Origin of the sequence: Mucilaginibacter gossypii (assembly GCF_017569325.2) — a bacterium.
GTDB classification, from domain to species: domain Bacteria; phylum Bacteroidota; class Bacteroidia; order Sphingobacteriales; family Sphingobacteriaceae; genus Mucilaginibacter; species Mucilaginibacter gossypii.
On sequence record NZ_CP071878.2, the window covers coordinates 3690574 to 3704507 of the forward strand.

Sequence of the window (13934 nt, forward strand, 5' to 3'; positions counted from 1 at the left end):
CCTGCTGCTACTTAAAACTACAACTGCTGCTCAATCCGGCATGATTTAAACCTTTCGCATTTTTCATCCTGTCTGTTCCCGATTATTACTTATCTTCAAACTTCTGAAGTAATTACGTGTTAAGCCATCATAAATCCCCCTACATTTGCCCCATATGCCAACAAAAAAACTCATCGCTCCATTTTACGAACGTCTTGCTTTAGTACTTATTGGTTTTATGGCCCTAGGTTACCTGATTATTATGGGCAAGGATCTGCTTGATCCCATGATCTTTGGTTTTATTTTCGCCATACTGTTGCTTCCCGTTTGTAATTTTCTGGAAAATAAGCTGAGATTACCCCGCAGTATGGCATCGCTGGTTTCTATATTATTATTGGTTGGTGTTGTTGGGGGGATCCTCTACCTGGTAGGGTCACAGATCTCAAACATGGCTAACGACTGGCCAATGCTTAAAAAACAGGTTACACAATCCATACGGGACCTGCAGGAATGGATCCAACATGCGTTTCATGTTAACGCCGCCAAACAGATGGCCTATGTTGATGACACCGCCAAAAAACTCATGGAGTCGGGCACTGATGTACTGGGCACTACTTTTGGGGCCATCTCATCAATCATGCTGTTTTATGTATTCATCATGATCTTCACCTTTTTTATACTGTTATACAGGCGTTTGCTCATTCGTTTTATAGTATGGGTTTTCAGGGACGAAAACGAGCATGTAGTAATGGATATCGTTGAAAATATTCAAAGCATTTTGAGGCAATACATTTTAGGCCTGCTGCTGGAGATGGTAATAGTTGCCGGCGTAGCCATTACTGTTTTTTGGATGATAGGTATAAAATATGCCGCTTTGCTGGGCATTATAGTCGGTCTTTTCAATATTATTCCATACATCGGGATCTTCACTGCCTTGCTTTTAAGTACTGTTATAACTTTTGCTACAGGCAGTATCAGTAACACTGTAGCGGTGGCTGTTAGTGTTATAGGCATTCACGCAGTTGATGCTAATTTTTTGCTGCCCACTATAGTTGGTTCAAAGGTTAGGCTCAATGCCCTCATCTCTTTCATAGGCATTATTTTAGGCGAAATGATCTGGGGCCTTTCGGGCATGTTCCTTTCTATTCCTGTTATTGCTATATTCAAGATCATATTTGACCGCATTGAAACACTTAAACCGTGGGGGTATCTGTTAGGTGGCGATTATGAATATAAAAAACCTGCTGCGAAGACCATGAAAACAGAATAAATTCTCAAAAAAGGCAAACCCAAACCTGTAACCTTTCGTTTAAATACACTGAACTTTAATTTTGCAGAAACTGTTGCTCCCCCTAACAATGGAAATTGTAAGATATACGCCACGCACTATTTACAGGTGTAAAAAATGTAATGAGCCTTTAAAAACCAGGCGTAAGCGCGGCCTGTTATTAAAAATCACCCTGTTTTGGCTTCCTGTTCGCAAATTTTTTTGTGAACGATGCCTTAAAACGCGTTATGTAATGTGACTGTTCATAAAAACAGGCGGCATTTTACTTTAATTATTTATGCATATCCTTAATTTAGTAGCGTAGCATACTAAAGCTAAATCTGCCTGAAATGAACCTCAAGTATAAATTACTGCCATTTTTATATATTTTCCTTTTTCCTGTAATTTTGGTTGCACAAACTCCAAAGGCCTCAACTTTCAGGCTGGTACCCTTAGGTGTACTGGGAGGTATTGATGAAAGTAACCTATCGGCCTATATGCTCGCACCCACAGGCAGCAATAATTACATCTGCCTTGATGCAGGCACAATACATTATGGAATTGAAAAAGCTGTAACGTGTAAAAGCTTTAATGTACCCGGCAATGCTGTGCTCAGGCAGTATATTAAAGGCTATTTTATATCCCATCCACATCTTGACCATATTGCCGGGCTTATCATTAATTCGCCCGAGGACAGCACCAAAAACATCTATGCACTTAATGATTGTATTGAAACGATAAAGACGCACTATTTTTCATGGAAAAGCTGGGCCAATTTTTCCGACCAGGGTGAAACACCGGCACTGAAAAAATATCACTATAAAGTACTGGAACCCGGCACCGAAACAGCCATCGAAAATACTGAGCTTAAGGTCCGGGCTTTCCCGCTCAGTCATTCCAATTTAACCAGTACTGCTTTTTTTGTGAATAGCAATAACAATTATTTGCTTTATTTAGGTGATACCGGCCCCGATGAGATAGAAAAAAGCAGCAACATGCAAAACCTGTGGCAGGCCGCTGCTCCGCTGATAAAAAGTAAAAAATTAAAGGCTATTTTAATAGAGGTATCTTTCCCTAATGAGCAGCCGGATAAAACATTGTTTGGTCACCTTACGCCAAAATGGTTAATGGCCGAGATGGATAAACTGGCTTCGTTTACCGGCACAGATGCTATAAAAGGCTTAAACATTGTAGTAACTCATTTAAAGCCGCCAATGACAAGTATCAGCAAAATCAAAACTCAGTTAAAAGCTGCCAATAAACTGAACCTAAACTTGGTATATCCTCAGCAGGGAAAGGCCCTTGATTTTTAAACCTGAAACATCCACTATGAAAATACTTAAACCCGTTTTTTTATTCCTGCTACTGGTAAGCGGCTTCAATTTATTTGCACAGCAGGGCAAGGTGCTTGAAGAGCAAAACCTCAAAAGCAAAATTTTAAAGCGCAATGTAAACTACGCAGTTTATCTACCTCCGGATTATGAAACGGCCAACCGCACCTACCCTGTAGTTTACCTTCTGCACGGCTATACCGACGACCATACCGGCTGGCTGCAATTTGGCGAAGTTAACCGCTATGCCGATAAAGCTATTAGCGATGGCACTATCCCGCCGATGATCATTGTAATGCCAAATGCCGATTCGAGCTGGTACATCAACTCTTATGACAGTAAGGAAAAATATGAAGACTTTTTCATCAAAGAGTTTATGCCTCATATTGAAAAAGCGTTGCGCATCAAGGCCGAAAAAAAATACCGGGGCATTGCAGGGCTTTCGATGGGCGGTTACGGAACACTGATCTATACACTTAAACATCCCGATCTGTTTGCAGCCGGTGCGGCCTTAAGTGCCGCTGTATTTCCTGACGATCAGCTCGTAAGCACTCCTGATGATACTTATGAAAGAATATTTGCACAGCTTTACGGCCGGGGCTTAAAGGGGAAAGACAGGGTTAACAATGCCTGGCAAAGTAATTCGGTTTTAAACCTGGTGCAAACCAAAACTACCGATGAGTTAAAATCTGTAAGATACTGGATAGATTGCGGCGACGACGACTTTCTGAGCAAAGGCAACTGCCTGTTGCATATTGCCCTTACCGAAAAAAATGTACCGCATGAATTTCGCATGCGCGATGGCGCCCACACCTGGACCTACTGGCGTACAGGGATCACCAACGCACTGCAATTTATTGGTGATAGTTTCAGGCAAAAGTAGCAGATGCGCTGTTTTCAGATATGCGGATGTGTAAATGACGATTAATTGAATCAATTAGAATATGAGTATTATAAAAAGGATTTTGCTGGTTTGTTTATTGCTGATTTCGGCAAATGTATTTGCGCAAACTACCGGCAAGGTGATTGAAGAGCAATATATAAAAAGCGATATTTTAAATCATAATGTAAAATACGCAGTATACCTCCCTGCCGACTATGAAACATCAAACCGGACCTACCCCGTAGTATACCTGCTGCATGGTTATGGGGATGACCATACTGGCTGGCTGCAATTTGGTGAAGTTAACCGCTATGCCGATAATGCTATTGCCGATGGTACCATTCCACCGATGATCATTGTAATGCCCGACGGGGGCACAAGCTTCTTTATCAATGCATACAAGGACAAACTAAACTATGAGGACTTCTTTTTCAAGGAGTTTATACCATCTATCGAAAAAGAATACCGTATAAAAGGTACAAAACAATACCGCGGCGTGGCGGGCTTATCCATGGGAGGATTTGGCACATTGGTATATAGCCTTAAACATCCCGATATGTTCTCGGCAGCAGCGGCTTTGAGTGCTGCGGTACGTGGCGATGATGATTTTATGGCGATACCCGACGAGCGCTGGAAGGATGTATATAGCAAGGTATTTGGCCCCGATCTTAAAGGAAAAGAACGTCTTAATGCTACCTGGCAGGCTAACTCTATACTGGGATTGGTACAAAGCAAAACAACCGATGATCTGAAAAATGTGCGCTACTGGATAGATTGCGGTGATGATGACGCGCTAAGCAAAGGGAATAGCCTGCTGCATATAGCCCTTACAGAAAAGAAAGTGCCACACGAATTTCGCATCCGCGACGGAGCCCACAACTGGACCTACTGGCGCACCGGCATCACCGATGCATTAGCGTTTATTGGTGATAGCTTTAGGCAAAAGTAGGGTGCGCTAACCAAACCTTGTCATAGCAAGCGATAGCGTGACAATCGCTTGCTATACAGAGATTTCAAAACATAACACCTTTACAAGCGAAGAGATTGTCACGTCGTGCCTATGGCACTATCCCGGCAAGCTCCTCTCTATTGATATATATTATTAATCACCCAAAATATCCTCACACTTCCCTTTCAAAATCTTTAACCGGTTATTCAGTCCAGTCAACCCGGCATCATCACCTATGTTTTTATAAAGCGTTTTGATCAGGGCTAAAGTATTGTCGTCAGCATCGCAGGCCTGTGCCTTCTCCAATTGAGGCAGGGCTTTTTTTACAGCCTTAACGTATTCGGCATCTGTAGATGGGCTATTTAAAGGTTTATCAGCATCGGAGATATTTTTGAGATACAAGTACCCCAAAGCCCGGTGGGCCACATAATAATCAGGTTCGGCAGCAACTACGCGCTCGTATAAGGGTATCGCATTTACACTTTGATTATCATCTTCATAAAGCCTGGCCAGTGAATTGAAAAAATTGATCTTTACTTTGACTGATAGCTTGGCCGTATCCTGCATAATTTGCCGGGACAAGTCCATTGCCTTATCCTGCTCTCCCTGTAAACGTGCCAGGTTAAAGTCGAGGTATTTGTTGTAGGTATCTTCAGCAGTTTGCGCCTGTGTTAAGGTAACAGCCATTAATAAGATTATTACCGTCAATATTTTCCTGGGCATGATTGCGGGCTTGCCTTTAAGTTATAACGCTGAAACGGAGGGTTTAATATGAAACCCATAACTATAAAACCTTAAACATCTTAACCAAGGGCAATATTACCCCATCGGGCATCGGCTGATCAATATTTTCCATGGCTTTGTACCCCATAGCTTCGTAAAGCGGCACACCGGGCAACGTAGCTCCTAATTGCAGGCTTTTAAAGCCGTTGTTTTGCGCAGCAGTTTCACAAACCTTTATAATATAACTACCTACACCCCTCCGGGCATAGTCCGGATGAACAAAGAAAGCCCTGATCCTGGCAGCATCATGATTGGGATCAAGCAATGGGTCTTCAATTTCTTTATGCTGATCGCCACCGTAAAGAGTATTGCGTTTGCTCCAGCCGCCACAGCCTACGGTAACGCCGTTTACTTCGGCTACATAATAAGTACCATCGGTAACCAATTGGGTATCCACTCCAAAAATGTACTTAATAGCACTTTCAATTTGCTGCTGATTATAATAATTAGTGCTTAATCCACGAACAGAAAGAGCGATCAGCCCCTGCAATTCGGGAATATCATTAAAAGTTGCCAGGCGTGCAGTAATGGTAGACATGGCGGTAAATGTAACGTTTTAGTAAATACCTCAACCCGTGCCATTAAAGAATTACCTTATTCTGAAAATTAAATAATTCTGTAATTCTGATCCGGACAATTCCTCCAGGCGCAAAACGCTTCTTTCCTCTCACTGCAATATCATTTTACAAAAACAGTACATACACACTGCTTGTTAGTACGCATATTTGCAAAAACAAAAAACATGTCTACACTATTCTCTCCCCTTAAAATAAAAAACATCGAACTAAAAAACCGCATCGTAGTATCGCCTATGTGCGAGTATTCAAGCCAGGATGGTTTTGCTAACGACTGGCACCTGGTACACCTTGGCAGCTTTGCTACAGGCGGTGCAGGGTTAATCATCACCGAAGCCGCCGCTGTATCACCCGAAGGGCGCATTACCTTCGCCGACCTGGGTTTGTATAAAGACGAACATGTTGAAAAACTAAAACAGATTACTGATTTTATAAAGGCTCAGGGCGCTGTTCCGGGCACACAGCTGGCCCATGCAGGGCGTAAGGCAAGTCACCAGGAGCCGTGGAACGGCGGCAAACAGGTCCCTGCCGATCAGCCAAACGGCTGGCAAAGTGTTTCGGCAAGTGCCATTTCCTTTTTTGAAAATGAAGAACCACCCATAGCTTTAGATAAAGCGGGCATTGAAAAAGTAAAAGCCGATTTCAAAGCCGCTACTAAACGGGCTGTTGACGCCGGTTTTCAAGTGATAGAATTGCATGGTGCACACGGATACCTGATCAATCAATTTCTTTCACCGTTCAGTAACCAACGTGCAGACGAATATGGCGGAAGCTTTGAAAACCGCATTCGCTTACTCCTCGAAATAATTGAAAGTGTTAAAGAAGTTTGGCCTGAAGAGAACCTGCTGTTTGTACGAATTTCGGCGACCGAATGGGTAGAAGGAGGCTGGACGGCAGGTGATTCTGTTGCATTAGCCAGTATTTTAAAAGAAAAAGGTGTTGATCTGATTGACTGCTCAACAGGCGGCAACATACCAAATGTTAAAATCCCGTTAACACCGGGTTATCAAGTTGAATTTGCCGAAAAAGTTAAAAAAGAAAGCGGTATACTTACAGGTACGGTAGGTTTGATCACCAAATCGGACCAGGCTAATGAAATTATAGAAAACGAACGCGCCGATCTTGTGTTTTTTGCAAGGGAAATGCTTCGTGATCCACATTTTGCCCTGCGCGCGGCACATGAGCTTGGCGAGGAAATAAAATGGCCTGTTCAGTATGAACGCGCTAAATGGCATTGATTGGTCAATAGTCGATAGTCTATGGTCGATAGTCCATAGAAGCTGCACTTATTAAGACTATAAATTATGGACCATTGACCATGCCTATGGATTAAATAATAATAAAACTATAGACTATGGTCTATGGACTAAATAACCAAAAAACAAAAACCACACGCTATGAAACGTACAGCAAACGCCCATTGGAATGGTACATTACAGGCTGGCCAGGGAGAGATCACTACCCAGAGCACTGTATTAAACAAAACCCAGTATTCATTTAAAACCCGCTTTGCCGATGGCATCGGCACTAACCCCGAAGAGTTATTAGCTGCTGCTCATGCAGGCTGCTTTACTATGGCTGTTGGCGCTGCTTTAACCCAGGCAGGCTTTACTCCTAATGATTTAACTACCGATGCAATTCTTGACCTTGATATGCAAGCCTTAGAGGTTACAGGCATCCATTTAGAAATAAAAGGATCAGCAATTGATGGTGTTTCTGAAGAACAATTCAAAGAAATTGCCGAAGGCGCCAAAGCTAACTGCATTATTTCAAAAGCACTGAGCGTGCCAATTACTTTAAGTGTTACTTACGCTTAATTACATTTTACAAAATACAAAAAGGGGATTGTGCACAGCACAATCCCCTTTTTGTTGACTCATTCCCTATCCACTCCTTTTTAAAACAACAAAGCCGCCGGCAAACCGGCGACTTTTCAGCACATATTAAATCAGGGGGTCAATAAGCTATATTACAGCATAAATACAAGCAACATGGTAATATGGACCAGAACGCTGAACGCGAAAAAACCAAGCAGTGTACGGATACCGGAGCCGCCCATTCCGGCTATTATGTTGGCAAAGAATAACACAAGAGTTACTACCAGTACTAGTATCGGAGCATTGTAATAATACAGCAGGAAAGCAGGTACAGGTAAAAAGAGCACACCTTGTGAAACAAGTGAAAACATAAACCAAACTGTTTTATTAGGTGCCTGGCTATCGGCAAAGGCCATTAACTTATTCCATGTATTGTTGCCGGCTTTAGTATTAGCGGTGTTAACGGTACTGGTATTTGCAGCGGTCCATTCAGGAGCATTTATTTTTAAAGTTGCCATGATTGTTATCTTTTAATGATACAAAGATGGCTGATACAGTTTACCTGTAACATGATCATGGTGCGTTAAAAAAATGACCGTAGTCACTTTCAAAAGCTGAAGGCTGAAAGCAAAAGTGCACCCTAATAAAGACCTGATCAAGAAATTTGAACATTAACCAACTCACAATAACATTGCCATAAGCTGTTGATTATTAAATTAAAAAGCTTTATTCAAAGCAGACTGATTACCCGCCAAATCAACCGCTCTCACCGTTAACTTGCCTTTACCCCCCAAACTCCTGTCCACCACAAAATAATTTAACGGCGTAAAACCCATCCGTTTGCCTTTATTGTAAATATTATAGCCCAGCACCCGCTTATTATCCTTAGATGCCTCCCATTTTAAAGTACCGGTAGCTTTAACCAGTATTACCTGCTTTGGCGCGGTGGGTGGCATTTTATCCGGGTCAAGTTGCATCACACAGTTCATCAGCGCGCGGAAAGTATGGTAAGTTCCTTTCCAGATCTGGCCTTTGAGGGCTGTTTTATACTGTGGTTGTTTATCTATGCCGCCCTGGTACCAGTCGCCGTGTTCATGGTCAATGAGATAGGTTTGCGTGTATTGCCACAGGGTTTTAAACTTTTCAAAGTACTGGTGCTTATCCTGCGGATACCTGGCAGCCATAATGAGCAGCGTGTTGAGCCCTTCGGCCTGCGCCCACCAGTTCTTGGTATCCTCAGTAATGGTAAGTCCGGGCTTATCTTTAAAGTAATAGCCCTCATCGTAAAAACCGCCCACTTTATTATCCCAGCCATTATCCAACGCATCATCAACCATTTTTTTGCCCACCTGCAAGGTTTTGACATCCCCTTCAATACCTAAAGCATGTGAAGCTTCGAGCATCAGATAAGCCGTTTCTACATTGTGCCCATACGAAATATGATCAAGGCTATGATGCTGCTTATAAACGGCAAGGGTAGAATCGTGGTAAGATACCGGTGTCCAATCGGGTTGAAAAAACAGGATAAGATTTCCCTTATCATTAGTGATCTTATCACGCACCAGCATTAACATTTCTTTCAGGCGGGTTTTAAGCAATTCATCCGGCCACACGCTGTATAATTCGGTAAACGCCTCCAGCAGATGGATGGATGAGTTTTGATCTTTATAACCCGTTTCGGCAGTAGATTTTATGTTTGCATCCCTCACAATTGGTGTTCCATCACGCTGCATATGCTGATAGTAACCCTTATAAACCGGATCGTGAGCGTGTTTTTCCAACCACCAAAAACATTGCTTAGCCAAATTTAATGCGCTGGTATCGCCCGAGGCCTGGTAATATGCTGCAAGCGCGTAAATTGCAAAAGAATTACCATAAGCTTCTTTAGGAGCAAAACCACCCTGTTTGGGGTTGCCTTGTCTATCCGTAAAAATGTAAAAGCCCCCGTATTGCTTATCCCACAATTTATCACGCAAAAACTCATAGCCATGGCGGGCCCCCTCTATATAATATTTTTTTGCGGGGAAAAGTTCAGCGGCTTTGCTGTTGCTCCAAACGTGGCGTGCCTGGGTCACTATCATTTTATCCTGGTTACCTGTTGGCTTGAAATCATAGGTGAAAGCACTTAAAAAGCCACCATCGGCAGTATCAATAGCGGCCGGGTACCAGGGCTTAAGCAGTTCATCAACCATGGAGATTTGCATTTCATGCGCTATCTTTTGCTTTTCGCCCTGATTATTTTGGGCAAATACAATCGACACGGCGCTGGTTAAAGCCGATAGCAAAGTGATCTTCAATTTCATAAGCTTACTTTTTATTTAAAACATGATCGGCCGCTAAAACTAAAAACAGGTAGTCGGTTGTGCCACCGCCCAAAACGTATTCGCCCTGTTGCCATAGGTAAGGCCAGTTAAGCAGTTCGGGAAAATCAGGCCGGATAAGCGCCGTGCCGGAGGTAATACCACCGGGAATATATGAGCGGTCGGCCCGGTTAAAGCCGTAGGCTGTTGTCATTGATTTTGAACCTACGCCCGATACAAACGAAGCTGTATTAGAACCTGGATGGCAGCCCAGCACAAAATCAATGGCGTGCAGCATATAGGTGTCGCTAAAAACAGACGGAAAACCGGAGTATAAAAAGTATTGTTTATAACCAAAATTCTGGATACCCCACCCCGCTCCCCAAATATTGGGTTCATACGGAACTCCATAAGGGGTTTTAGTTCCCTGCAGCTGAATTTGAGCATATAGTTTTTTTACTGCTTCGGTTATTTTATCATGATAATTTGCATCATTGATCAACCCCATGGTGCGGCCAACCAGCCAGCCGGTATTATCAATACTATTGGCTATCGCATCGGTATTGTTTACCAGGTAATCGGCATAGGTTTTATCTTTTGTGGCGATGAATAATTCTACCGCCAAAGCAACCCGATGGCGCAAAGTCTGGTCAGGTGTGTTTTTCCAAACTTCCTGTGCTATTTGCAGGCATTGCGTAGCAAGTGTATCATTATATCCCTTCATTACACGGCTTGCAGCAGCCAAGGCGGCGGCTGTTTCTAACGAACGGCCAGGGTTTTCCTCCGTAAACACCCAGCGGTCATCAGCCGCCGCGGGAGTTTTCAATACAGGATTAATATTTGAAGCATTGGTTACAAAAGGTGTGTTATCGGTGATATTGGCGGCATCACCCAAAATGGTGTACTGCCTGATGGTTGGCTCAATAACTCCACGGTAAAAACGTCCCAAGGCCTGGTAGCCTCCTGTAATGGCTAATAAACCGTGCTCAATCTGTTGCAGCATATCCGGTTTGCCATCGGGCTGGTGAATTTCAACGATGTGGTTCTTTTGGTCGATAGTTGTGTTATCATATCTTACGTCGAAAGCCTCATAAGCTAATGTAAGCCCATGTACCGTTTCTGCCTGCGATTCAACCCGCAGGTCAAAATCCCCGGCATCATGCCATGCACCGCGGTCGAGAAATGGTACATTATCGCCCGATTTATATTTATTGAGTGTACTATGCCCCTGAATATAGCCGTCGAAATGGTTGGAATCAACCGGCGCCATTCGGGCATCATCCATATGGCATAAGCCATGCCATACTCGGTATTTTTCGTTAACCCGCATATGGCACATCTGTATAGGCAGGAAATATGAAAGCGTTGGCTGCCATACATCATTTCTAAATACATCAGTGCTGATCTGGAATGGCTCCGTTTGATAATTGCCATATTTCACCAAGTACATACCCGGTGTGGTGATCTTTGTAAAATCAAATTGCAGGTAATGATACCTTAAAAAATCTCCCCAAATGGTGGGTGTAGCTTTCAAAGCGGTTATTAGTCCGCCGTTTTCATTTATCCTCATCAGCGAAACCGGCAATACCCTTTTATCATTTTTATCCAGTTCAATTACTGCAGTTTTTTGCTGCGCGGGATGATAGCCTACCTGCGATACCTGAACTACCGGTTGCGATTGCCAGCCCTCTACAGCATTTGGAGTTATCAGCCATTCTACAGCATCTTTTGACGCGCCCTTAGCCACTAACGAACGTACTACAAACCAGCCATTGTTATGCTTGGCCCGGCCATCTAACAATTGCAGGCTGCCGCCCAAAAGGTTTTCGATAGTCATGCGCTGCAAATCGGTTTCGGGCGTAATAGTGAGCTTTCTGCCTTCGGCCATGGGCATAACCTGGGTTTCACCTTCTTTGTCGATATAAGTTTGTCCATCGGCCTGTTGAGGGAATATGCCAAATTGCTTATCCATGTAATAAGATTTGCCAAACAAAATCCCCGGGAATAACTCCAGGTTAAAACCTACTTTACCTATCCAATTGTCGGGCAATGGCTTATCCAAATCAACAATGATCCTGAACGCCTTTCCCGCAGGGACCACCCGAATATTATAAGCAAAATTCAGATCCGGATAGATAATAGGGTTAAAACCATGGCGGTTCATATCCGGGTTGGGGAACTCCATGCGTACGCTTACTTCGCCGGTAGCTTTATTAACCACACGCTTACCTACTTTGGGTATAGGCGACCATTGACCCGGCGTAGGCTCCAGCCTGATATCACCATTGGTAGCTACACGCTGTCCGTTTTGAATAATGCCTACCCCACCCTGGTGCCCCTCAGGGTAAAAATCATGGGCAAGCATTACGTTTATGCCCTTATATTCAAGATATTCCTGTGCGTTAAGCTTCATTAAGTTTGCAGCAGGCTTAACCTGTGCATACAAAAAACAGGGCAGTAAACAACAGGCAGCAATAATCGCGGTGAAGGTAAATTTAGATCTCATCAGGATAATGGATTAACCGGTAATATGCAACAAGATATTTGCACGGCTAAAAATACCTCTGTGACAAGGGCTCAGTATAATGATATATTAACCTTTTGTTGCCGATTTTATACAATAGCGGGGATTTTACATTAAAAATCACTATTAATAAAAAGCAGCCAACAATACTGCAATTAACTTATTACCAATTAATTAAAAATAAAAATACCTGATATTAGGTATTCATTTTGTTCAGCAATTAATTTAAATTTGATTACCAGTAATACCTGTGTGCCGAAAAAGGGATCAAAGAGTAGGCAACAATTATTAAACCGATGGCCTTCCTGTTATGCTTAGCTGTAATAGCTTCACTGCTGTTACTAAACCCCTGTTTAAAAAAACAAGTTTTTAAACTATTTACAGCTGTTTTTTTTATTCTTACTTTCTCTGAAGCAGTTCATGCTCAGCCTGCAAACCCCGATAGTGTAAAAAATAACAGGGTTAAAAAAGATTCAGTAACTAAAGCCCTTCTTCCTGATTCTATATTAAATATTTACAACCTAAGTGGAAGAAAAGATTCGGCCAGGTTAAATGAGATCATCGCTATCAGGCTCAAAACTACACTCCCAATCGATTCGTTCAAAACCCTGTATGTTGACGATATCAAAGTAGGAGAAACTGCTTTTTGGAGTAATAACGACTACGAAAAGATCGTGTATTTCAAAATAGACGAGTCGGTACAGAACCTGGCCGTGCAGTTTTTAGCCAGCAAATCCATCGATAAAGCCCGCATCCCGGTTTATTTTTCGGTGGGCTATTCAGGTGGCTACATAACCAAAGGATTAATAAAAACACAACTTGAGGTTAAACAGAAAATAAACCGGGTTTGGGTATGGATAATGGCCGCTATTATGGCCGGCTTCCTGGCTATGGGCTTACAAAACAATATTTTAAAAGATGACAGCAATTTATACTACAGTCTGAGCCGCACACAACTTCTTTATTGGACGGTCATTTTTTCGGTCACCTACCTGTATATATGTAATGAAACGGGGGCACTTCCTGATATCCCAGGCTCACTGCTGGCTATCCTGGGCATTAGCGCTGCAACTATGGCTACGGGCAAGGTTATCGAAAATGACCAAAAAACCAAAACGGAGATTGATCCCAAAGCACATAGTGAAGGCTTTTTTCACGATATCCTATCAGATAGGACCAGCATCAATATCCAGCGCCTTCAAAACGTGCTGTTCAATATCCTGTTCGGGCTAATTTTTATACAAAAAACCGTATCATCAAATCTACTTCCCGATTTTGATAACAATATATTGCTGATGATGGGTATCAGTGCTGGCACTTATGCCGGGTTAAAGGCTACCGAACCAACCAAAGACCAGCCAACAGAGCAACATGATTCAACTACCGTTGGAAATGAAAAACCAACCGACCAACCCGAGGGAGATGACAGTAAAGGAGGTAGTGGTAAAACCAAATAAAAAAGCTTTAAAGCCGTTTAATGGAAATCAGGCACAAGTCCGGCATCATGTGATGATAAACCAGGCTTG

The 13934-nt window shown here is 42.8% G+C and carries 12 protein-coding genes; 7 read left to right on the plus strand and 5 right to left on the minus strand.

Annotated elements, in window-relative coordinates; translation table 11 throughout:
* Positions 1 to 154: 154 nt before the first annotated feature.
* The 4 genes from J3L18_RS15590 to J3L18_RS15605 all read left to right on the plus strand — a co-directional run bounded on the left by J3L18_RS15590 (position 155) and on the right by J3L18_RS15605 (position 4409).
* The gene (locus J3L18_RS15590; protein WP_091163104.1) at positions 155 to 1249 is read left to right on the plus strand and encodes an AI-2E family transporter; all 1095 of its coding nucleotides are present in this window, start codon (positions 155 to 157) and stop codon (positions 1247 to 1249) included.
* A gap of 347 nt (positions 1250 to 1596) precedes the next feature.
* On the plus strand, positions 1597 to 2559 hold the full coding sequence (locus J3L18_RS15595) for an MBL fold metallo-hydrolase (protein ID WP_129569406.1): 963 nt from the start codon (positions 1597 to 1599) through the stop codon (positions 2557 to 2559).
* Positions 2560 to 2575: 16 nt separating this feature from the next.
* Positions 2576 to 3460, plus strand: coding sequence for an alpha/beta hydrolase (locus J3L18_RS15600; RefSeq protein ID WP_091163102.1), 885 nt, complete (start codon positions 2576 to 2578; stop codon positions 3458 to 3460).
* A gap of 61 nt (positions 3461 to 3521) precedes the next feature.
* A complete protein-coding gene (locus J3L18_RS15605; protein WP_129569405.1) occupies positions 3522 to 4409 on the plus strand; it encodes an alpha/beta hydrolase in 888 nt (295 codons plus the stop codon).
* A gap of 153 nt (positions 4410 to 4562) precedes the next feature.
* Here the strand turns inward: J3L18_RS15605 and J3L18_RS15610 are convergent, their stop codons facing one another.
* Both J3L18_RS15610 and J3L18_RS15615 read right to left on the minus strand, forming a co-directional pair.
* The gene (locus J3L18_RS15610; protein WP_129569404.1) at positions 4563 to 5096 is read right to left on the minus strand and encodes a tetratricopeptide repeat protein; all 534 of its coding nucleotides are present in this window, start codon (positions 5094 to 5096) and stop codon (positions 4563 to 4565) included.
* 97 nt (positions 5097 to 5193) lie between these two features.
* Entirely contained in the window at positions 5194 to 5730 is a 537-nt protein-coding gene (locus tag J3L18_RS15615) for a GNAT family N-acetyltransferase (protein ID WP_129569403.1), read from the minus strand.
* A 204-nt stretch (positions 5731 to 5934) separates the two neighbouring features.
* Here J3L18_RS15615 and J3L18_RS15620 point away from each other — a divergent pair, with 204 nt between their 5' ends.
* Positions 5935 to 7005 (plus strand): NADH:flavin oxidoreductase/NADH oxidase, encoded by a 1071-nt coding sequence (locus J3L18_RS15620; RefSeq protein ID WP_129569402.1) that lies wholly within the window; start codon positions 5935 to 5937, stop codon positions 7003 to 7005.
* A 159-nt stretch (positions 7006 to 7164) separates the two neighbouring features.
* Positions 7165 to 7584: an OsmC family peroxiredoxin gene (locus tag J3L18_RS15625; RefSeq protein WP_090523343.1), complete on the plus strand. Its 420-nt coding sequence runs from the start codon at positions 7165 to 7167 to the stop codon at positions 7582 to 7584.
* 152 nt (positions 7585 to 7736) lie between these two features.
* Here J3L18_RS15625 and J3L18_RS15630 read toward each other — a convergent pair whose 3' ends face one another.
* The 3 genes from J3L18_RS15630 to J3L18_RS15640 form a co-directional block, all read right to left on the minus strand.
* Complete coding sequence (locus tag J3L18_RS15630; RefSeq protein ID WP_129569401.1) at positions 7737 to 8102, minus strand: hypothetical protein; 366 nt, start codon at positions 8100 to 8102, stop codon at positions 7737 to 7739.
* A 198-nt stretch (positions 8103 to 8300) separates the two neighbouring features.
* The gene (locus J3L18_RS15635) at positions 8301 to 9887 is read right to left on the minus strand and encodes an AGE family epimerase/isomerase (RefSeq protein WP_129569400.1); all 1587 of its coding nucleotides are present in this window, start codon (positions 9885 to 9887) and stop codon (positions 8301 to 8303) included.
* Positions 9888 to 9891: 4 nt separating this feature from the next.
* The gene (locus J3L18_RS15640; protein WP_129569399.1) at positions 9892 to 12390 is read right to left on the minus strand and encodes a glycoside hydrolase family 9 protein; all 2499 of its coding nucleotides are present in this window, start codon (positions 12388 to 12390) and stop codon (positions 9892 to 9894) included.
* Between the two features lie 314 nt (positions 12391 to 12704).
* Between J3L18_RS15640 and J3L18_RS15645 the strand changes: the two genes are divergently transcribed.
* The gene (locus J3L18_RS15645; protein ID WP_129569398.1) at positions 12705 to 13865 is read left to right on the plus strand and encodes a hypothetical protein; all 1161 of its coding nucleotides are present in this window, start codon (positions 12705 to 12707) and stop codon (positions 13863 to 13865) included.
* The last annotated feature ends 69 nt before the right edge of the window (positions 13866 to 13934 follow it).

Bases quoted from the DNA above. Each gene is read 5' to 3' on its own strand.
- J3L18_RS15610 (WP_129569404.1), bottom strand. From the start codon at position 5,096: ATGGCTGTTACCTTAACACAGGCGCAAACTGCTGAAGATACCTACAAC.
- J3L18_RS15590 (WP_091163104.1), top strand. From the start codon at position 155: ATGCCAACAAAAAAACTCATCGCTCCATTTTACGAACGTCTTGCTTTA.
- J3L18_RS15635 (WP_129569400.1), bottom strand. From the start codon at position 9,887: ATGAAATTGAAGATCACTTTGCTATCGGCTTTAACCAGCGCCGTGTCG.
- J3L18_RS15615 (WP_129569403.1), bottom strand. From the start codon at position 5,730: ATGTCTACCATTACTGCACGCCTGGCAACTTTTAATGATATTCCCGAA.
- J3L18_RS15625 (WP_090523343.1), top strand. From the start codon at position 7,165: ATGAAACGTACAGCAAACGCCCATTGGAATGGTACATTACAGGCTGGC.
- J3L18_RS15620 (WP_129569402.1), top strand. From the start codon at position 5,935: ATGTCTACACTATTCTCTCCCCTTAAAATAAAAAACATCGAACTAAAA.
- J3L18_RS15600 (WP_091163102.1), top strand. From the start codon at position 2,576: ATGAAAATACTTAAACCCGTTTTTTTATTCCTGCTACTGGTAAGCGGC.
- J3L18_RS15605 (WP_129569405.1), top strand. From the start codon at position 3,522: ATGAGTATTATAAAAAGGATTTTGCTGGTTTGTTTATTGCTGATTTCG.
- J3L18_RS15630 (WP_129569401.1), bottom strand. From the start codon at position 8,102: ATGGCAACTTTAAAAATAAATGCTCCTGAATGGACCGCTGCAAATACC.
- J3L18_RS15645 (WP_129569398.1), top strand. From the start codon at position 12,705: ATGGCCTTCCTGTTATGCTTAGCTGTAATAGCTTCACTGCTGTTACTA.
- J3L18_RS15640 (WP_129569399.1), bottom strand. From the start codon at position 12,390: ATGAGATCTAAATTTACCTTCACCGCGATTATTGCTGCCTGTTGTTTA.
- J3L18_RS15595 (WP_129569406.1), top strand. From the start codon at position 1,597: ATGAACCTCAAGTATAAATTACTGCCATTTTTATATATTTTCCTTTTT.